This window comes from Sandaracinobacteroides sp., from assembly GCF_057137845.1.
The window spans coordinates 1-19,566 of record NZ_DBNHFX010000194.1 but is presented as its reverse complement, the minus strand read 5'-3'; the positions used below and the strand labels follow the sequence as shown (position 1 = coordinate 19,566).

Sequence of the window (19,566 nt, the reverse complement as noted above, 5' to 3'; positions counted from 1 at the left end):
CACGGGCGCTCTTTTCATATCGGGAAAGACAAGATGGCCAGCCAACCGCCCGCACAACTGCCGCTTTTCTATCAGAACCTCGTTCCGCTCTCGTCGGAGGAGCATGCGGACTGGGGCCTTATCCAGCGCAAGGACCTGAAGTTCGCCCGCACCACGCATGCGGTTCCGATCACCGTCGATGAATTCGTGCAGGCGCAGCATCATTTCCCGATCGTGTTCACCGAAGGCGCCGACAGTGTTCCCTTGGCGCTGGTCGGCCTGCAGGAAGGGCAGAACCTGTTCATCGACGAGGATGGGCAGTGGACGAACGGGATCTATGTTCCGGCCTATGTGCGCCGCCACCCGTTCATGCTGGCCCGCCTCGGGCAGGAAGAAAATGTCCTGAGCCTGGTGTTCGACGACAAGGCGGGCATGCTGTCGCCGGATTCCGACGACAAGCTGTTCGACGACGGCAAGCAGCCGACAGACACGACGAAGAACATCATGCAGTTCTGCGAGAATTTCGAGCAGGCGATCGCCCGCACCAAGAGCTTCATGGACGAGCTGGCGAAGCTTGGCCTGCTGATGGAAGGGCAGGCGCAGATCCAGAACCCCGGCATGGAGCAGCCCGCAACCTTCGCCGGTTTCCGCATGATCGACGAGCAGAAGCTGCAGAACCTGCGTGGTGATCAGGCCCGCAAGATGGTGCAGAACGGCATGCTGGGTCTGATCTACGCGCACCTGTTCTCGCTGTCGCAGATGCGCGAACTGTTCGCGCGCATGAACCCGCAACTCGCGGCCTGAACCAACCAGCGGCGATCTTCCGGCGCAAGCGCCTGCGATCGCCGCCATTCAGCCTCGCTTTGTCGGATTCTGCTGGCAGCTTGTCTGAAATCAAACGGCACTCTACCATCGGCTTGATCCGAAGGAGGGTGCCATTTTGTTGTCTTTCATGAAGCCGCTCCTGGGGGTGGCGTTTCTGGCTGCTGCCGCGCCGCTCTGTGCGCAGGCGGCACCGCTGTCGGTGCCTTCCGGTCAATATGTGCTCGACCGGCCACACGGCAGCCTTACGTGGCAGGTGCGGCACCTTGGGCTTTCGAACTACACGGCGCGTTTCACCGGCTTCGAAGCCGTGCTCGACCTCGATGCCGCCAACCCGACGAAATCGACGGTAAGCGTCCGCATCGACCCGAAGTCGGTCCGCACCGACTTTCCGTTCCCCGAGAAGGAAGATTTCGACAGGAAGATCGCGACGAGCTTCCTGCGGGCCGATACATTCCCCTCGATCGACTTTCGTTCGACCGGCCTCGTCGCGACCGGCCCCGATACCGGGCGGCTGACCGGCGACCTGACGTTTCTTGGCGTGACCAAACCCGTCAGCCTTGATGTGAAGCTGATCGGCGCGAAAGAGCACCCGATGATGAAGAAGCCCGCGATCGGCATTTCCGCGCGCGGCAGCTTCAAGCGGTCGGACTTCGGCATGACCGACCTTCAGGGCATTCTAGGCGACGAGATCCAACTGGCAATCGAAGCGGAGTTCATCAGGAAATGACGGGAACCATCAGCAGCTACAGCCGCACCGCCATATTTTTGCACTGGCTCATCGCAGTGTTGCTCGTCGTCAATATCGCCGGCGGCCTGACGCTCGAGAGCCTGTTCGATTCGGCGGACCCGGCAAAACGCGATCTCGCATCGACGATCATGGTCCTCCACAAAAGCAACGGCCTGATGATCCTCGTCCTCAGTGTGGTGCGGCTGCTGCTGCGGCTGACGGCCGGGGCGCCGCCGCTTCCCGGCCACATGACCGCGGTCGAGCGCTCTCTGGCGAAGATCACCCACTGGGGCTTCTATCTGGTCCTGATCCTGCTGCCGCTGTCGGGCTGGGTGATGTCGTCGGCCAACCCGCGTGGCAAGCCGATCAACTGGTTCTGGCTGTTCGACTGGCCGCTGCTGCCCATCGAGCGGAGCAAGGAACTGGCCGAGCAGGCGAGTGCAACCCACGGGACGCTGGCGTTCATCACCATCGCCTTGATCGTGCTGCATGTGGCGGCGGCACTGAAGCACCAGTATTTCGATCGCGACGACGTGCTGGCACGGATGGTGCCGCACCTGCGCAAGGGCAGCGACTGATTCATGCGGGCTGGCGGTGCTTGACCGGCGCCGCCCCCCCGTCCAAAGGCAGGCTTTGCAGGAGGGATGATGTCAGGTTCCGACGATATTTCCGATCTCAGCTTCGAGGCGGCTTTGCAGCGGCTGGAAGCGATCGTGAAGCAGTTGGAATCGGGCGATGCGCCGCTCGAAGCCGCAATCACGCTCTATGAAGACGCGCAGGCGCTGCGCGCCCATTGCGAGGCCAAGCTGTCGGCGGCCGAAGCGCGGATTTCCCAGCTTCAGCTAGACCGGGACGGCAACCCGGTTTCCGAAGCGCCGTTTCCCGGCTAGGCCCGCTGCTATGCAGGCAAGTCAGGCGCTGAAGCCCGCCCTTGAAGCAATAGGCGCCGCGCTCGATGCGCGGTTCGACCGCTTGCTTGCGCCGCCGAACGACCCGCGCGACCGCCTGTACGAAGCCATGCGCTATACGCTGATCGGCAGCGGCAAGCGGATGCGCCCGCTGCTGGTGGTGGCGTCGTGCGATCTGTTCAACGTCGAACGCGAATGCGCGCTGCGCGTGGCGATGGCAATCGAGGCAGTGCATGCCTACAGCCTCGTCCACGACGATCTGCCCTGCATGGACGACGACGACATGCGCCGTGGCAAGCCAACGGTGCACAAGGCGTTCGGCGAAGCGATCGCCGTGCTTACGGGGGACAGCCTGTTTGCGCTGGCGTTCGAGCTGCTTGCCGACGAGCAGACCCATGAAGACCCGTTCGTGCGTTCGGAACTGGTGATGGAACTGGCGCGCGCATCGGGGCCGGCGGGGATGGCCGGTGGCCAGATGATGGATCTTGCCGCGGAAACCGAAAGCTTCGATCTGGCGGTCACCACCCGGTTGCAGCAGTTGAAGACCGGCGCGCTGATCGGCTTTGCCGCTGAAGCGGGCGGCATCATGGGGCGCGTCGGGCAGCAGACGCGGCTGAAGCTGCGCGGATATGCCCGCGATCTGGGCCTTGCCTTCCAGATCGCCGACGACCTGATCGACGTAGAGGGCGACCCGGAAGCCGCCGGCAAGGCGCTGCGCAAGGATCTGCCGGCAGGTAAATCCACCTTCGTTTCGCTGCTGGGGGTGCAGCGCGCACGGGCGCAGGCCGAAATGCTGATCGATCAGTCCATCCATCATCTTCACGGCTTCGGCCCCGAAGCCGATCCGCTGCGCGCGATTGCGCGCTTTGCGATAGAACGGAACCATTGATGAAGCGCATCGGTGTTTATCCGGGAACCTTCGATCCCATCACGCTTGGCCACATGGACATCATCAGCCGGGGGGCGAAACTGGTCGATGAACTGGTGATCGGGGTGGCGACCAACCCATCGAAATCGCCGCTGTTCACGCTGGACGAACGGGTGGCGCAGGTGCGCCGCGAAACCGCGCATATCGCCGGTGTCAGCGTGGTGCCGTTCGACGCCTTGCTGATGCATTTTGCGGAAACGCAGGGGGCGACGGTCATCGTTCGCGGGCTGCGCGCCGTTGCCGACTTCGAATATGAATTTCAGATGGCCGGGATGAACCAGCAACTGAACAACAGCATCGAAACGGTGTTTCTGATGGCCGATGTGGCGTTGCAGCCGATCGCTTCCAGGCTGGTGAAGGAAATCGCAAGCTATGGCGGCGTGATCGACCGGTTCGTGCCGAAAACCATCGCAGCCGAAGTGCGCGAGCGTATCGCGCGCAACCGGGCCTGATCCAATTCAGCCCGCCGTTCAGCCGCCCGCAAGCCTTTGCCGGAGAATAGATCGTTTCATGAGCTTCCGCCTGATCCTGGCCGCCCTTGCGATGCTGGTGGCCGCACCTGCCGCCGCCCAATCGACGCCCGATGCGCCGTCGCCTGACGCGACTGCCCAAAAAGCGCAACCGGCGGCAGTGCCGCAGGCCGCAGCCGCGCCGGCACAGCCCGCGATCGACCCCGAGAATATCTGGTATCTGGACCTGTCGACCGGCGGCCGCGTCACGATCCTGCTGCGCCCGTCGATTGCACCGAAGCATGTGGAACGCATCCGCACGCTGACGCGGCGCGGCTTCTATGACGGGCAGTTGTTCCACCGGGTGATCGACGGCTTCATGGCGCAGACCGGCGATCCCAAGGGCACCGGCGAAGGCGGGTCCGACCTTCCCAACCTGGAACCCGAATTCAACGAGGCGCCGCATGTGCGCGGCACGGTTTCGATGGCGCGCGCCAACGAACTGAACAGCGCCAACAGCCAGTTCTTCATCATGTTCCAGCCGATGCTGCGGCTTGATCGCCATTACACCGCGTTCGGCCGGGTGATCGACGGCATGCAGTGGGTGGACGCGATCGAGCGCGGCGAGCCGCCTGCCAATCCAAGCCGTATCCTGCAGGCGTCGATTGGATCCGATCACAAGGCGCCGCCGGTGTTTGCCGTGGCGGGGAAAGCGGCTGATCCGCTGGCCGCGGAAGCGGCGAAACTGCTTGCGCCTGCCGAACCCGCGAAGCCGGCAGCGCCGAAGCGGAAATAACGGCAGGGCGGTAGCCCCGCACGCGGCGGAAACAGGATGCGCGTAGACGAGTTCGATTTCCACCTGCCGGAAGACCGGATCGCGTTGCGACCGGCCTCTCCGCGCGATTCGGCGCGCCTGCTGCGCGTGGCGCCCGATGGGCTGGCCGACCATCTGGTGTCGGACCTTCCCCGGCTGCTCAGGCCGGGCGATGTGCTGGTGGGCAATGATACCCGCGTGATCCCCGCGCAACTGTCGGGCAGGAAGGGCGATGCGGGCATCGACGTGACGCTGCACATGCGCCTTGGGCCGCTGGAATGGCTTGGCTTCGTGCGCAACGCCCGCCGCCTGAAACTCGGCGACCGCGTGCAATTCGGCGAGGCGCTGGCCGGTGTCGTCGTGGCAAAAGGCGAGGGCGGGGAAATCCACTTCCGCTTCGAGTGCGATGGCCCGCTGGAACTGGCGCTGGAACAGGCCGGCACCATGCCGCTGCCGCCCTATATCGCCCGCCGCCGCGCCGTCGATCAGGCCGATCACGCCGACTACCAGACCATCTTTGCCGCGCACGACGGGGCGGTTGCTGCGCCGACTGCAGGGCTGCATTTCACGCCCGCGCTGCTGGCGGCGCTGGACGCGGCGGGTATCAGCCGCGAAACGGTGACGCTGCATGTGGGAGCGGGCACGTTTCTGCCGGTAAAGGCCGAGGATACCGACGACCACCGCATGCACCACGAATGGGGGCATCTGCCCGAGGATGTGGCCGCGCGGCTGGCGGCGGCGCGGGCCGAAGGGCGGCGGATCATCGCCATCGGCACGACTTCGCTTCGCCTGCTGGAAGCAAGCGGCCTGCGCCCCTTTTCCGGCAGCACCGACATCTTCATCACGCCGGGATACCGGTTTCGCGCGGTCGACGGCCTGCTGACCAACTTCCACCTGCCGCGCAGCACCCTGTTCATGCTGGTTTCGGCGCTGATGGGGCTGGAGCGCATGCAGGCGGCCTATGCCCATGCGATTGCGAACGACTACCGCTTCTATAGCTACGGCGACACCAGCCTGCTGCTGCCGGAGGGGGCATGAACAACGACAGACCACACCCGTTGGTGAGGCGCTCGATCCTGATTGCGGCCGCCATTGTCGTTGCGCTCGGCTGGTCGATGACAAGCGGCGACCTGCTGCATGCTATGCCATCCCTGTTCCCTTACAGCCGGTCGGTCGTCGCAACGCTGTCGGACGTCGTTGTCATGCTGCTGCTGGCCGGTGTTGCGTCGCGCAGTTCGCCAGCGCGCCTGCTGCGGCTTTCCGGTGTGACGCAGTCTCCGGCGGTGCCGATCGTCTGGTCGGCGGTGATTTTCGTTCCCGCGACGATCTTTGCCCTGATCGTAGCCGATGTCTCGACCGATTTGTCAGCACCGGGCCTTGCCTGGCAGGGCGTGGGCGGCCCCTTTTTCGAGGAACTGGGGTATCGGGGCCTCGCCATCGGGGGGCTGGTCCGTCTTGCCGGATGGCGGCTGATACCCGCCTGCATCATGCAGGCCGTCTTTTTCGGTGCCGTTCATGCATATCAGGGGGTTGGGATCGGTGAAATGGCGGGCGCCGTTGCCATTACGGCGGCAGGCGGGCTGTTGTTCGGCTGGCTGTTCTGGCGCTGGCACTGGAATCTCTGGGCGTCGGTGTTTCTGCATATGGGCATGAACCTTGTGTGGATGGTGTTCGCGCTGGGGGAAACGGCTGTCGGCGGCTGGTTGGGCAATGGCCTGCGTGCAGCGATCGTTCTGGGCGCGATTCTGCTGACGACGCGCATGGTTCCCAAGCCACGCAAAACCGCCTAGCGGGCGCGCATGTCATTCCGCTTCCAGATTTCCGCAACCGATGGCCGAGCGCGCACCGGGTTGATCGAAACACCGCGAGGCGTCATCCGCACGCCTGCGTTCATGCCCGTCGGCACGGCGGCAACGGTCAAGGGGATGCACCCGGAACAGGTGCGCGCGGCCGGCGCCGACATCATTCTTGGCAACACCTATCATCTGATGCTGCGCCCCGGCGCCGAGCGCATGGCGCGGCTTGGCGGCCTGCATCACTTCATGAACTGGCCGCGCCCGATCCTGACCGACAGCGGCGGCTATCAGGTCATGAGCCTCGGCAGCCTGGTGAAGATCACCGAGGAAGGCGTCTCGTTCCAGTCGCACATCGATGGATCGCGCCATTTCGTGACGCCCGAACGCTCGATCGAAATCCAGCGATTGCTGGGGTCGGATATCGTGATGGCGTTCGACGAATGCACGAAGTTTCCGGCAACCCACGACGAGGCCGCGAAGTCGATGCGGCTGTCGATGCGCTGGGCCGCCCGGTCGCGCACGGCGTTTCTGGCGAACCCGGCGCCCGCACTGTTCGGAATCCAGCAGGGCGGCATCTATCGCGACCTCAGGCAGGAATCCTCGGACAAGCTGCGGGAAATCGGCTTCGAAGGCTATGCGATCGGCGGGCTGGCGGTCGGCGAAGGGCAGGAGGCCATGTTCGACGTGCTGGACTATGCCCCCGGCTATCTGCCGGACGACAGGCCGCGCTACCTGATGGGGGTGGGCAAACCGTCGGATATCATTGGCGCGGTGCTGCGCGGGGTCGATATGTTCGACTGCGTTCTGCCGACCCGTTCAGGCCGCACCGCGCAGGCCTTCGTTACGTCGGGCACGCTGAACGTGCGCAACGCCCGCCACGCCGAGGATCAGGCCCCGCTGGACCCCGACTGCCCGTGCCCGACCTGCGCGCACTATGGCCGCGCCTATCTGCACCATCTGTTCAAGGCGGGTGAAATGCTGGGGCCGATGCTGCTGACGCAGCATAACATCTGGCACTATCAGCAGCTTATGCAGGGCCTGCGCGACGCCATCGCCGAAGGCCGCGCGGAAAACTATGCCCGCGCGCGCCTTGCGGCGATGGAAACGCCTGCCTGACCGGCCAAGCAGACCTCAGGCTGCGGCGGACAGGCTCCGCCGGTGTGCGGCCAGTTCTTCGGCCAGCAGGAAAGCCAGCTCCAGCGACTGCCCGGCGTTCAGCCGCGGGTCGCAATGGGTGTGATAGCGGTCGGCCAGCCCCTCGTCGGTCACGGCGACTGCGCCGCCCGTGCATTCGGTGACGTTGCGGCCCGTCATCTCGATGTGGATGCCACCCATGTAGCTGCCTTCGGCGCGATGGATCGCCGACACCTGCCGCACTTCGGCCAGCACCCGTTCGAATGGCCGGGTCTTGTAGCCGGACGAGGCTTTCACGGTGTTGCCGTGCATCGGATCGCACGACCAGATCACCTGCCGGCCCTCACGCCGGATGGCGCGCACCAGTGCGGGCAGGTGCGCTTCGGCCTTGTCGGCGCCGAAGCGGCTGATCAGCGTGATCCGCCCGGCGCTGTTCGAGGGGTTCAGCGTGTCGAGCAGGCGCAGAAGCTCGTCGGGCTTGATGCTGGGGCCGCATTTCAGACCCAGCGGGTTGATGACACCGCGCAGAAACTCGAGGTGGGCCGAGCCTTCGAAGCGGGTGCGGTCGCCGATCCACAGCATATGGGCCGAGGTGTCGACCCACTGCCCGGTCAGGCTGTCCTGCCGGGTCATGGCTTCTTCGTAGCCCAGCAACAGCGCTTCGTGGCTGGTGTAGAATTCGGTGCCCTTCAGTTGCGGCACCGTTTCCGGGGAAATGCCGCAGGCTTCCATGAACGACAGCGCCTCTCCGATGCGGCTGGCGACTTCGGAATAGCGTTCGGCCCATGGCGACCGCGCCACGAAATCGAGGTTCCACTTGTGAACCTGATGCAGATTGGCATAGCCGCCGGTTGCGAAGGCGCGCAGCAGGTTCAGTGTGGCCGCAGCCTGCATATAGGCGCGCTTCTGTCGTTCCGGATCGGGCACGCGTGCGGTTTCTTCGAAGGCGATATCGTTGACGATATCTCCGCGATACGACGGCAGCGTCACGCCGCCCAGTTCCTCGACGTCCGAGGAGCGCGGCTTGGCGAACTGCCCCGCCATCCGGCCGACCTTCACGACCGGCATGTGGCTGGCGAACGTCAGCGTGACGGCCATCTGCAACAGCACGCGGAAGGTGTCGCGGATATTGTCCGGGTGGAATTCGGCGAAGCTTTCGGCGCAGTCGCCGCCCTGCAACAGAAAGGCGCGCCCGGCGGCGACATCGGCCAGCCGTTCGGAAAGAATGCGGGTTTCGCCGGCGAATACCAGCGGCGGGTAGCTGCGCATTTCCGTTTCGACGGCAGCGGCTTTCGCCGCGTCGGGCCAGTGCGGCATCTGCCGTGCTTCGGCATTGCGCCAGCTGTTCGGTGTCCAGTTCCTGCTCATGGGGCATCGCTCATGACAAGCTATGCCCCTAAGTGCAAGTCATGCCGGCAGCCAGTTGCCGTGGAACCCCGGTGGAATGCGGGTCGGGATGGTGACCCGCGCGACTTCCGGCCCGGTGAAATTGCGCGCATCCAGAATGATCAGCGCGCTTTCGTTCGCCGCGTGATTGCTGACCAGACCGATCAGCCAGCCGTCGAGTTCGGCCGGGCCATAGGGGATGTGCACAAACTCTCCGGGAGACCAGCCCGGCCCGAAATCATGCACTTCGCGGGCGCCGGTCGCCAGATCATGGGCATAGATCGCCGATGCGCGGCCGGTGACCAGATTGTCGCCGACATCGACGGCCGCAGTCCATGCATGGCGGTAGGGGCGGCCGGTCAGCCGCTCGTCGAAGCGGGGAAATTCCTGCGGAGAGGCGTCGATCACCCTCCGGTCGACGGTGCCTTTGCCGGGATCGACCGTCCAGCGTTCAAAGCGGGTATCCGGGCTGTCCGGCCCCATCGCGCCGGATTCGAACATGCGGTTGTGGGCGATCACATCGACGATGATCGTGCCGTCGCCTGCCTCGTAGGCGTTGCATGGGTGGTACACATAGCAGGGTTCGACTGCCGCCCAGCGGACGCTGCTTCCCGGCGCGTCCAGTCCCAGCACGCCGACGCGCGCCTGATGCCGCGGTTCCCAGGCGTAGGGAAAGCGATAGCCGCGGATCGCCATTTCCTTCGAAAACAGGACGGGCAGATCAAACACCAGAAGATTGTGCTGGGTGATGGCGCAGTCGTGGACCATCGGGCCGCCGGGCACCGGAAGCTGTTCTTCGCGGATCACCCGCCCGTCGGCTGCGACCACCACATGGAACACCGGCCCATCCGGCCCGGCTTCGTAGCACACCGCGTGATAATTGCCTGTTGCGGGGTCGCGGTGGGGGTGGGCGGAATAGGGACCGTGCAGGGTGCCGTCGAACGGGTTGTGGGCGATGGTTTCCAGTTCCGGCCCCAGTTCGACCGGCTTGCCCCCGGCCTCGACGATGGCGAACGAACGGCCGCCGATGCAGACGACATTGGTGTTCGCGGTGTCGGTGCGCGGATGCCTCGCGCCTGGCGCCGGCGGCTCGCCCAGCGCTTCGCTGACCCTTGTCGAACGCACCCAGCGGTTCCGGTACCAGAGCGCGCGCCCCTGGCACAAGCGCACACCGTGCAGCATCGCATCACCCAGAAACCAGTGGTAGCTGGCGTCATGTTCGGCGACGAGCGGGTTCGGCCCGTTGCGCGCATAGACGCCGTCAAGCCCGGCCGGGATCGCCCCCTCGACCTTCAGGCCCACGACATGATGTTCGCAACCGAGAGGCAGGTGCACCCCTTCGAGATAGGGGTTCTGGCGTGGCTGCATCCGGCCGCGATTGAACGCCGCCAAAGCCATGACGCCCTTCATAGCCGCATTACGTACCGTCGCACCGAATCCGGCCATGCCTTCCTCCCGCTGAAGACAGCCAAGCCCCCTTATCGCATAAGAACCAGTTCTTCCGCCATGGATGGATGCAGCGCGACCGTCTGGTCAAGCTGCGCCTTCGTCAGCCCGGCTTTCACCGCGATCGCCAGCGCCTGCAGGATTTCGGGTGAATCGGGGCCAAGCATGTGGGCGCCCAGCAACCGATCCGTCTGCGCGTCGACGACCAGCTTGTAGAAGCAGCGTTCGGATGTGCCTGTCAGCGTATGCTTCATCGGCCGGAAATCGGCGGTGAAGACGCGAACATCGCCACCGGCGCGCGCGCGGGCTTCATCCTCGGTCAGACCGACGGCCGCCAGCGGCGGATTGCTGAACACCGCCTGCGGCACGTCGCGGTGGTCGACCGTCCAGTGGCGGGTGCCGAACAGGCGGTCGGCAAGGGCATGGCCTTCGCGGATTGCAACCGGGGTCAGTTGCAGGCGGTCGGTCACGTCGCCGACTGCGTGCAGCCAGGGCAGGCTGGTGGCGCTGTCGTCGTCGACGGCGATCGCACCGTTCGGGCCCAGCGCCACGCCCAGCGCCTCCAGCCCGAGGTCGCCGCTGTTGGGAACCCGCCCTGTCGCCCAGATCAGCAGATCGGTTTCGATCGTGCCACCGTTGCTGCATGTAAGCGAAAGGCTGCCGTCTGCCCTGCGCTCCAGCCGTTCGGGGGGGGCGTTCAGGCGGAATCGGATGCCCTTCGCTTCGGAAGCTGCCTGCAGGCGTTTGGCCAGATCGCGGTCCCAGCCGCGCAGCAGCACCTCGGACCTGAGGACGATCGTTACCTCGACCCCCAGTTCATGCAGGATGCCCGCAAGCTCGTTGGCGATGAAGCCGCCGCCGCAAATCGCTGCCCGGCGGGGCAGGGCGTCGAGGTGGAAAAACTCGTTCGAGGTGATGCCGAGCTCTGCGCCCGGAATGTCGGGCACATGCGGGCGGGCGCCGCTTGCGACCAGCACATGGCGCGCCGTCAGTTCGCGGCCGTCGACCATTACCCTGTTTGCTCCGGCAAGGGTCGCGCGGCTGGCGATCGTTTTAACGTCGTTGCTGTCGAGGGTGGTCTGGTAGGCGCGGTTCAGCCGGTCGACGTCGGCAAGGACATTGTCGCGCAGAGTTGGCCAGTCGAACCGTGCGGATTCTATGGCCCAGCCGAACTGCCGGGCGTGGGAAAGGTCGGCGGCGAACGCGGCGCCGATCGCCAGCATCTTTTTCGGCACGCAGCCGCGAATGACGCAGGTGCCGCCCACGCGATATTCTTCGGCGATGGCGACGCGCGCGCCGTGCGACGCGGCGATCCGGGCCGAGCGCACGCCGCCAGACCCGGCGCCGATGACGAAATAATCAAAATCGAAGGCCATTGCCTTCCTCCGTCAAAGCAGTCTCGTTCCCAATGGCACATCCTGATCCGGAACGCACAGGGCGACATGGCCATCGGCGTTGTGGAACCCGGTGATCAGGCACTCGGAACGCATGGGGCCGATCTGTTTAGGAGGAAAATTCACCACCCCGACCACCAGCTTCCCCACCAGTTCATCGCAAACGTAGAGGCCGGTGATTTGCGCGCTGGATGTGCGCAGGCCGATTTCGGCTCCGAAATCCACCCGCAGCCGGTAGGCGGGCTTGCGGGCTTCGGGGAATGGTTCGGCGCTGACGATGCGGCCCACGCGCAGCTCGACCTTCAGGAAATCGTCGAAGGAAATCATTCCACCGTAACCGATTTTGCAAGATTGCGCGGCTGGTCCACGTCGGTCCCTTTCAGGACGGCCACATGATAGGCCAGCAACTGCACCGGAATCGCATAGACGAGCGGCGTGATGAGCGGGTGGACGCTTGGCATTTCAAGCGTCGCGATCGCGCCCTCGCCCGCTTCCTCGATTCCGGCCTTGTCGGAAATCAGGATCACCTTGCCGCCACGGGCGCGCACTTCCTGCATGTTCGAGGCGGTCTTTTCGAACCATGGCCCGCTTGGCGCCAGCACGATCACCGGCACCGATTCGTCGATCAGCGCGATCGGGCCGTGCTTCATTTCGCCGGCGGCGTATCCCTCGGCGTGGATGTAGCTGATTTCCTTCAGCTTCAAGGCGCCTTCCAGCGCCATCGGAAAATCCGGCCCGCGGCCCAGATACAGCACGTCGCGCGCTTTGGCGACATGCGGGGCAAGCGCCTGCACCGCTTCATCGAGATCGAGGGCCGCGTTCATCGCCGCGGGTGCCTCGACGAGCTGGTCGACGATTGCGCGTTCTTCGGCGGCGGTCAGCCGGCCGCGCACGCGGGCCAGATGCCCGGCAAGGGCGGCAAGCACCGCCAACTGACAGGTGAACGCCTTGGTCGAGGCGACGCCGATTTCCGGGCCTGCGTGCGTCGGCAGCAGCAAGTCGGCTTCGCGGGCCATGCTGCTGGTTGGAACATTGACGACGACGGCGATCTTCTGGCCCTCGCGCCGGGCGTGCCTGAGGGCCGCCAGCGTGTCGGCGGTTTCGCCGGACTGGCTGATGAACAGCGCCAACCCCCCCGGTTCAAGCACGGGCTCGCGGTAGCGGAACTCGGATGCGAAATCGATGCTGACGGGAATCCGCGCGAATTTCTCGAGCCAGTAGCTGGCCACCATCCCGGCATAATAGCTGGTGCCGCAGGCAACGATCTGCACGCGCTTCACGTCGGAGAAATCGAAGTCAGGGACAGGCAGCGCCATTTCGCCTGCCAGTGGCTTCAGATAGGATTGCAGGGTCTGCGCCACCACCAGCGGCTGCTCGTGGATTTCCTTCTGCATGAAGTGGCGGTAGTTGCCCTTTTCGTTGGCGGCAGCCGATACGCCCGACGTGACGACGGCGCGTTTCACCGGCCGGTTTTCGTGGTCGAAGATCTCGACGCCGTTGCGCCGCACCACCACCCAGTCGCCTTCTTCCAGATAGGCGATCCGCTGCGTCAGCCCCGCAAGCGCCAGCGCATCGGATCCGAGGTAATTTTCCCCCTCGCCGAAGCCGACGGTAAGCGGTGCGCCAAGGCGTGCGCCGATCAGCAGGTCGGGTTGGTTGCGGAACAATAGCGCAAGGGCGAACGCGCCCTGCAGCCGTGGCAAAACGGTGGCAACGGCCTCGACCGGGGTTTTGCCAGCTTCCAGTTCGCGCGCGACGAGGTGGCCGACGACTTCGGTGTCGGTCTGCGAAAGGAAGGTGCGACCTTCGGCCAGAAGCTCGTCGCGCAGCGGCTTGAAGTTCTCGATGATGCCGTTGTGCACCACCGCCACATCGCCGACGATGTGCGGGTGGGCGTTGTCTTCGGTCGGGGCGCCGTGGGTTGCCCAGCGGGTGTGGGCGATGCCGGATGCACCGGGCAGCGGGTCTGCCGACAGGCGGGCGGCAAGGTTCTTCAGCTTGCCCTCGGCGCGACGGCGCTGGAACTGTCCATCGGGCAGCGTGCAGATGCCGGCGGAATCATAGCCCCGGTATTCCAGCCGCCTCAGCCCGTCGAGCAGGCTTTCCGCCACATCTTCCCGCCCCAGTATGCCGACGATGCCGCACATTTACTGCTTGTCCTTTCTGGCCTGCATGCCTGCCCGGAAGCGGGCGGCCCAGCCTTGCTTTTCCTGTGTTTCCGCCCTGACCAGCGCAAGCGCGTCGGCCGGAACATCCGCCGTGATCGTGCTGCCTGCGCCGACGATCGCACCGGCGCCGATGTTGACCGGAGCGACGAGCGACGAGTTGGAGCCGATGAACGCGCCGTCGCCAACGGTGGTCTTCGATTTGCGAAAGCCGTCGTAGTTGCAGGTGATGGTGCCTGCGCCGATGTTCGCCTTCGCGCCCACTTGGGCGTCGCCCAGATAGGCAAGGTGGTTTGCCTTGGCGCCCGCCATCAGGCGGCTGTTTTTCACCTCGACGAAATTGCCGATCTTGGCGCCCTGTTCCAGCACCGCGCCGGGCCGCAGCCGGGCATAGGGACCGACTTCGCAGCCTGCCGCCACGCGCGCCCCTTCGAGGTGGGAAAAGGCGCGGATCGTCGCGCCGCCTTCCACCACCACACCGGGGCCGAACACGACGTTCGGTTCAACAAGCGTATCCGGCCCGATCTGCGTATCGTGGCAGAAGAACACCGTTTCCGGCGCCACAAGGCTGACCCCGGCGGCCATCATCTGCTGGCGCATCGCCTGCTGGAACAGCGATTCCGCATGGGCGAGTTCCGCCCGGCTGTTCACGCCGGTTACTTCGGCTGAGTCCCCCTCCAGCACGATGGCGCGATGGCCTTCGGCGCGGGCCAGCATCACGATGTCGGGCAGATAATATTCACCAGCCGCATTGTCGTTCTTCAGTGCCGCCAGCCAGCGCGCAAGCGGTGCCCCCCTAACCGCCATCAGGCCGCTGTTGCAGAGCGTGACACCCAGTTCGTCGGGCGTTGCATCGCGCGCTTCGACCATCCGGTCTATGCTGCCGTCGGCCGAGGCGAGGATGCGACCATAGGCGCCCGGTTCTTCAGGCCGGAAGCCGAGGACGGCAATGTCGGCGCCGTTTTCGCCGTCGACCGCCGCCAGCAGCCTGCGCATGGTTGCAGCCGACATCAGCGGCACGTCGCCGAACAGGATCAGCACCACGCCATCGAACGCGCCGATCTGCTGACAGGCCTGCAACACCGCATGGCCGGTGCCCAGTTGCGGCTGCTGCACCACCAGTTCGGCGCCCGTTCCGGCCAGCGCCGCCTCGATCTGTTCGGCGCGATCGCCGACAACGACCAGCGTGCGTGCCGGACAAACCGCCCCGAGCGACGCCATCAGATGTTGCAGCATCGGCCGGCCGCCCACTGGATGGAGCACCTTGTGCAGGGCGGACTTCATTCGGGTGCCCTTGCCGGCGGCAAGTATGACCGCGGCAACGGGGGCTGCAATGCGTTGATTCATGCGCCCCGCACTGCCACAGCGCCCGCACCCTGAAAAGCCGTAGCAGCGGACTTTGCGTCGGCGCGGCCGTCCGGCTATCGGCTGGCGCATGCATTTCGACACCATCATTTTCGACCTCGACGGCACACTCGTCGATACCGCCGCCGACCTGACGGCGAGCCTGAACCATGCGCTCGTGCTGCTGGGGCGCTCTGCGATCGACCCGGCGACGGTCCGGCACATGGTCGGGCGCGGGGCGCGCGTGCTGTTGCAGCGCGGTCTTGCCGCGACCGGAGGCGAGGACGAGGAGTTGCTGGAACGCGGTCTTACGGTCTTTCTCGATCATTATGCCGGCAACATCGCAGTTCACAGCCGGCCGTTCGATGGCGTCGAGGAAACGCTCGATGCGCTGGAGCGACAGGGGTTGCGACTGGCGGTCTGCACCAACAAACCGGAGGGCCTTGCACGGCAGTTGCTTGGCAGCCTTGGCTGGGAACAGCGGTTCGGTGCGCTGCTGGGCGGCGATTCGCGCCCGTGGCGCAAGCCCGACCCGCGCCACCTGTTCGAGACACTGCGCGAAGCCGGCGGCGCACGGCCGATTTTCGTCGGCGATTCCAAAACCGATGCAGACACGGCGCTTGCCGCCGATGTGCCGCTGGTGCTGGTCAGCTTCGGCTACTCGACCGAACCCGTCGAGACATTGGGCGCAACCCGGCTGATCGACCGTTTCACCGACCTGGATGGTGCGGTTGCCGACATTCAAGCCTCGTTCAAGGGGCGCTCTGCATTGGGCGCCGCATGAATATCGCGCATGTAACTGCTGCAATGCTGGGGTTTGCCCTGATCGCCCCGGCCCCGGCACGGGCGGCGTCCTTCAGCCTAGGCGATGTCGAGCGGGCGCTTTCCGCTACCGGCACCATGACCGCCGATTTCCGGCAGACGGCGGCAGACGGCCGCGTCACCACGGGAACCATGTCGTTGAAGCGGCCGGGGCGGGTGCGCTTCGATTACGGCGCGTCGGCGCCGTTTCTGGTGGTCGCCGACGGCTCGCGCCTGAGTTTCGTCGATTACAAGGTGGCGCAGGTGTCGCAGTGGCCGATCCGCTCGACGCCGCTTGGTGTGTTGCTGGATCCGAAGCTCGATCTCTCGCGTATCGCCCGTGTGCTGCCTGCCGATCAGTCTCCCGTGCCGGGGCGGGTTGCGGTGATGGCCGAAGACCCGAAGCGCCCAGAATTTGGCCGTATCCTGTTTTTCATGAAGCCCGACGCGTCGGCGCCGGGAGGGCTGGCGCTTGCGGGCTGGCGGGTGACCGACGCGCAGAACAACCTGACGGTCGTCGAACTGGATAACGGCCGGTTCAATGTTCCGGTTGATGATTCGTTGTTCCGCTTCCGTGATCCGCGTAAAATCCTTGCAAAACCGCCGGGAAGGGCGGGCTGAACGCCAGTTCTTGCAGTAAAACTGTCCGGAATGGTGGAAACGGCCTGCGATCCGGGCAAAACCGATTGACAAAGTGCACGCCCGGGCAGATTGTAAACACGTTCAGGCTGGGGCAAGGAATGTCTTGCTAAAGTTTGAATGTTGGTGATGCAGCCGGCCGGGATTTGCCCCCTGTTGCCCGTCTGGATAGCGCACCGACTGCGTGACGAACGCACATCCGGCCCCCGTTCCATGCCCCCGGGGCGGGGGCCAACTGTATCCAGCCCCTGGCGAGGCCGTTCCAGCGTCAGGTATGTGGCCATGCGGCGGACCTTTGTCCCGACTGTCGGGCGCATTTCGGCAGGTTCCCGCACATTCGATAAATTTGCGGCGTGACGTCCGGCGGCTTCCGCCCTATCCGGGCGAAATGTCGATCCGCATTGCAAGCTGGAACATCAACAGCGTCCGTGCCCGCCAACATCTTGTCGAGCAGCTCCTCGGTGCAACGCCGATCGACATATTGTGCCTGCAGGAAACCAAGTGCGATAACAACAGTTTCCCGACGGACATGTTCGCACGGCTGGGTTATCGCCACCATTATCTGGGTGGACAGCGCATGCACCACGGCGTCGCCATCCTGTCGCGCATCCCGCTTGAGCCGATTGGCCGGTATGACTGGCAGGCGAACGGCGAAGCGCGCCACATCGCCGTGCGTCTGCCGGGGGGGGTGGCGCTGCACAATGTCTATGTGCCTGCCGGTGGCGATATTCCGCTGCGCACCGTGAACCCCAAGTTCGGTCAGAAGCTCGATTTTCTGGGCCGCATGACGGATTGGTCGGCCGCACTTCGTGAACCGGCGATCCTGCTGGGGGATTTCAACATCGCGCCGCACCCGGAAGATGTCTGGGATCACAAGGCGCTGCTGGATGTCGTCAGCCACACCCCGATCGAGGTGGAGGCGCTGTCGAAGCTTCGGGACAGCCACGGCTGGGTCGATCTGGGCCGCCGGTTCGTGCCGGTTCCCGAACGACTGTTCACCTGGTGGAGCTATCGCGCGCGGGACTGGGCGGCGTCGAACCGCGGGCGGCGGCTGGATCATGTCTGGGCGTCGCCGCAGATTGCTGAAAGCGCCCGTTCGCTGGTTACGCTGGCGGATGCGCGCGGGTGGGATCGCCCGTCCGACCATGTGCCGCTGGTCACTGAATTCGACCTATGAGCGACCCTGCATCCGATCTGGCGCTGGCGCGCGCAGTCGACGACCTCCGCCGGGGAGAGATCGTCCGCATCTGCGACGGCGCGGTGGCGATCGATGTGCTGGCCGCCGAACTTGCAACGGTTACCACGCTGGACCGGCTGGAGGTCACAGCACGCGCCGACCTGCTGTTGACGCCTGAACGCGCATCGACGCTGCATATCATGAACCAGCGTGCAGCAGCCGGGGCGGGTGTGGTGGTGATCCACCGGATGCCGTGGCACGATCTGGTGGCAAGCATCGCCACCGCCGATCCGGTCGATGATCTTGCTGCGCCGATGAAAGGCCCATTCCCGACCCGCGATCCCGGCACCCGGCGGAAGGCCGCCGAAGCCGCACTGGCGCTGGCGAAGCGTGCGGCCATCCTGCCGGCGCTGTTCGCGGTGCCGGCAGAAGGAGCGGGCGCCGATCTGGCGGTGGCCGATGCGTCGGCGATCCTTGCCTGGCGGCGTGCGCCACGCCTTGCGATAGTCAGCCGGGCGCGCCTGCCGCTCGATGGTGCACCAGATACGCAGGTAGTGGCGTTCCGCCCCGGCGACGGTGGGCCGGAACATCTGGCGCTGCTGATCGGCACTGGTGGCGACACGCCCCTCGTCCGCCTGCACAGCGCGTGCCTTACCGGCGATGTGCTGGGAAGCCTGAAGTGCGATTGCGGCCCGCAGATGCGCGCGGCAGCACACCGGATTGCGGCCGAAGGCGGCATTCTTTTGTATCTGCAACAGGAAGGGCGGGGCATCGGTCTGCTGAACAAGCTGCGCGCCTATCAGTTGCAGGATCAGGGGTTCGATACGGTCGATGCAAACCTGCGCCTCGGCTTCGGAGAGGACGAACGCGACTTCGATCTGGCCTCGGCGATGCTGAAGGCGCTGGGCGTCGCGCGGGTGCGGCTGTTGTCGAACAATCCGGCGAAGGCGCAGGCGCTGGCCGAACAGGGCATCGAAGTGGTTGAACTGGTGGCCCACAGTTTCGGCGAAAACCCGCACAACCGCCATTATCTGGCAACCAAGCGCGACCGGCAGGGCCATCTGCTTTGATCGTCGTCGATACCGACGCGCGCGCACTGACGTTCGGGCAGCGCAGGTTTCCCTGCACCATCGGCCGTGGCGGCGCGGTGCCGGAAGCCGCCAAGCGCGAAGGCGATGGCGCAACGCCGACCGGCAATTACCGGCTGGTGGGCGCACTGCTGCGGCCCGACAGGATATCGGCGCCGATCACGGCGCTGCCGTGGCGCTGGCTTCGGCCCGACGACGGCTGGTCGGACGATCCGGCCGATCCGCAATACAACCGCTCCGTCCTGCATCCGCACGGGTTCAGCGCCGAACGGCTGTGGCGTGACGACGGCGTGTATGATGTGATCGTGGTGCTGAACCATAACAGCAATCCGGTGGTGCCGGGCTTTGGCAGCGCGGTGTTCTGGCACCTGATACGCAACGACGCCCGACCGACGGAAGGCTGTATTGCGATCGAACGCGCGGCAATGCTGGGAATGCTGCCAGCCCTGCGTGCCGGCATGGAGTTCAGGGTAAGCCCTGCTTGACTTTCGGCGCCGCGCGCCGCACTAGCGCAGCCCGGCCCGCACCCGTAGCTCAGCTGGATAGAGCGTTGCCCTCCGAAGGCT

At 65.3% G+C, this 19,566-nt stretch carries 21 protein-coding genes; 15 read left to right on the top strand and 6 right to left on the bottom strand.

Annotated features, from left to right (window positions below; genetic code table 11):
• The first annotated feature begins 33 nt into the window (after nucleotides 1–33).
• From AC16JP_RS10850 to tgt, 10 genes are all read left to right on the top strand, one after another.
• The gene (locus tag AC16JP_RS10850; protein ID WP_484340632.1) at nucleotides 34–783 is read left to right on the top strand and encodes a SapC family protein; all 750 of its coding nucleotides are present in this window, start codon (nucleotides 34–36) and stop codon (nucleotides 781–783) included.
• A 148-nt stretch (nucleotides 784–931) separates the two neighbouring features.
• Nucleotides 932–1,531: a YceI family protein gene (locus AC16JP_RS10845; protein WP_484340631.1), complete on the top strand. Its 600-nt coding sequence runs from the start codon at nucleotides 932–934 to the stop codon at nucleotides 1,529–1,531.
• Nucleotides 1,528–2,109 (top strand): cytochrome b, encoded by a 582-nt coding sequence (locus AC16JP_RS10840; RefSeq protein ID WP_484340630.1) that lies wholly within the window; start codon nucleotides 1,528–1,530, stop codon nucleotides 2,107–2,109. The genes AC16JP_RS10845 and AC16JP_RS10840 overlap by 4 nt, the downstream gene beginning before the upstream one ends.
• Nucleotides 2,110–2,178: 69 nt before the next feature.
• Nucleotides 2,179–2,421 (top strand): exodeoxyribonuclease VII small subunit, encoded by a 243-nt coding sequence (locus tag AC16JP_RS10835; protein ID WP_484340629.1) that lies wholly within the window; start codon nucleotides 2,179–2,181, stop codon nucleotides 2,419–2,421.
• A gap of 10 nt (nucleotides 2,422–2,431) precedes the next feature.
• The gene (locus tag AC16JP_RS10830; RefSeq protein WP_484340628.1) at nucleotides 2,432–3,328 is read left to right on the top strand and encodes a polyprenyl synthetase family protein; all 897 of its coding nucleotides are present in this window, start codon (nucleotides 2,432–2,434) and stop codon (nucleotides 3,326–3,328) included.
• A complete protein-coding gene (coaD, locus tag AC16JP_RS10825) occupies nucleotides 3,328–3,819 on the top strand; it encodes a pantetheine-phosphate adenylyltransferase (RefSeq protein WP_484340627.1) in 492 nt (163 codons plus the stop codon). Before AC16JP_RS10830 ends, coaD begins: the two co-directional genes overlap by 1 nt.
• A 58-nt stretch (nucleotides 3,820–3,877) precedes the next feature.
• A complete protein-coding gene (locus AC16JP_RS10820) occupies nucleotides 3,878–4,612 on the top strand; it encodes a peptidylprolyl isomerase (protein ID WP_484340626.1) in 735 nt (244 codons plus the stop codon).
• Nucleotides 4,613–4,648: 36 nt separating this feature from the next.
• Entirely contained in the window at nucleotides 4,649–5,668 is a 1,020-nt protein-coding gene (gene queA, locus AC16JP_RS10815) for a tRNA preQ1(34) S-adenosylmethionine ribosyltransferase-isomerase QueA (protein WP_484340625.1), read from the top strand.
• A complete protein-coding gene (locus tag AC16JP_RS10810) occupies nucleotides 5,665–6,420 on the top strand; it encodes a lysostaphin resistance A-like protein (RefSeq protein WP_484340624.1) in 756 nt (251 codons plus the stop codon). The genes queA and AC16JP_RS10810 overlap by 4 nt, the downstream gene beginning before the upstream one ends.
• A 9-nt stretch (nucleotides 6,421–6,429) precedes the next feature.
• Nucleotides 6,430–7,542, top strand: a complete 1,113-nt coding sequence (gene tgt / locus AC16JP_RS10805; RefSeq protein WP_484340623.1) for a tRNA guanosine(34) transglycosylase Tgt — start codon at nucleotides 6,430–6,432, stop codon at nucleotides 7,540–7,542.
• 15 nt (nucleotides 7,543–7,557) lie between these two features.
• On the opposite strand, the gene AC16JP_RS10800 is transcribed toward tgt, so the two are convergent.
• Genes AC16JP_RS10800 through glmU form a run of 6 tightly spaced genes read right to left on the bottom strand, consistent with a single transcriptional unit; the run spans nucleotide 7,558 to nucleotide 15,298 of the window.
• Nucleotides 7,558–8,928, bottom strand: a complete 1,371-nt coding sequence (locus tag AC16JP_RS10800) for a class II 3-deoxy-7-phosphoheptulonate synthase (protein WP_484340622.1) — start codon at nucleotides 8,926–8,928, stop codon at nucleotides 7,558–7,560.
• A 39-nt stretch (nucleotides 8,929–8,967) separates the two neighbouring features.
• Nucleotides 8,968–10,392 carry an 8'-apo-carotenoid 13,14-cleaving dioxygenase gene (locus AC16JP_RS10795; RefSeq protein ID WP_484340621.1) on the bottom strand — a complete coding sequence of 475 codons (1,425 nt, stop codon included), beginning with the start codon at nucleotides 10,390–10,392 and terminating at the stop codon, nucleotides 8,968–8,970.
• A gap of 32 nt (nucleotides 10,393–10,424) precedes the next feature.
• Nucleotides 10,425–11,768, bottom strand: a complete 1,344-nt coding sequence (gene gorA, locus AC16JP_RS10790; RefSeq protein WP_484340620.1) for a glutathione-disulfide reductase — start codon at nucleotides 11,766–11,768, stop codon at nucleotides 10,425–10,427.
• Between the two features lie 12 nt (nucleotides 11,769–11,780).
• Nucleotides 11,781–12,113 (bottom strand): tRNA-binding protein, encoded by a 333-nt coding sequence (locus AC16JP_RS10785; protein WP_484340619.1) that lies wholly within the window; start codon nucleotides 12,111–12,113, stop codon nucleotides 11,781–11,783.
• On the bottom strand, nucleotides 12,110–13,933 hold the full coding sequence (glmS, locus tag AC16JP_RS10780) for a glutamine--fructose-6-phosphate transaminase (isomerizing) (RefSeq protein ID WP_484340618.1): 1,824 nt from the start codon (nucleotides 13,931–13,933) through the stop codon (nucleotides 12,110–12,112). The genes AC16JP_RS10785 and glmS overlap by 4 nt, the downstream gene beginning before the upstream one ends.
• Entirely contained in the window at nucleotides 13,934–15,298 is a 1,365-nt protein-coding gene (gene glmU, locus AC16JP_RS10775) for a bifunctional UDP-N-acetylglucosamine diphosphorylase/glucosamine-1-phosphate N-acetyltransferase GlmU (RefSeq protein ID WP_484340617.1), read from the bottom strand. It abuts the gene before it with no gap.
• Nucleotides 15,299–15,386: 88 nt separating this feature from the next.
• Here glmU and AC16JP_RS10770 point away from each other — a divergent pair, with 88 nt between their 5' ends.
• The 5 genes from AC16JP_RS10770 (at nucleotide 15,387) to AC16JP_RS10750 (ending at nucleotide 19,485) form a co-directional block, all read left to right on the top strand.
• A complete protein-coding gene (locus tag AC16JP_RS10770) occupies nucleotides 15,387–16,079 on the top strand; it encodes an HAD family hydrolase (RefSeq protein ID WP_484340616.1) in 693 nt (230 codons plus the stop codon).
• Nucleotides 16,076–16,717 (top strand): LolA family protein, encoded by a 642-nt coding sequence (locus AC16JP_RS10765; protein ID WP_484340615.1) that lies wholly within the window; start codon nucleotides 16,076–16,078, stop codon nucleotides 16,715–16,717. The genes AC16JP_RS10770 and AC16JP_RS10765 overlap by 4 nt, the downstream gene beginning before the upstream one ends.
• A gap of 406 nt (nucleotides 16,718–17,123) precedes the next feature.
• Entirely contained in the window at nucleotides 17,124–17,912 is a 789-nt protein-coding gene (locus tag AC16JP_RS10760) for an exodeoxyribonuclease III (RefSeq protein WP_484340614.1), read from the top strand.
• Nucleotides 17,909–18,982: a GTP cyclohydrolase II gene (ribA, locus tag AC16JP_RS10755; RefSeq protein ID WP_484340613.1), complete on the top strand. Its 1,074-nt coding sequence runs from the start codon at nucleotides 17,909–17,911 to the stop codon at nucleotides 18,980–18,982. The genes AC16JP_RS10760 and ribA overlap by 4 nt, the downstream gene beginning before the upstream one ends.
• On the top strand, nucleotides 18,979–19,485 hold the full coding sequence (locus AC16JP_RS10750; protein WP_484340612.1) for a L,D-transpeptidase family protein: 507 nt from the start codon (nucleotides 18,979–18,981) through the stop codon (nucleotides 19,483–19,485). The genes ribA and AC16JP_RS10750 overlap by 4 nt, the downstream gene beginning before the upstream one ends.
• The last annotated feature ends 81 nt before the right edge of the window (nucleotides 19,486–19,566 follow it).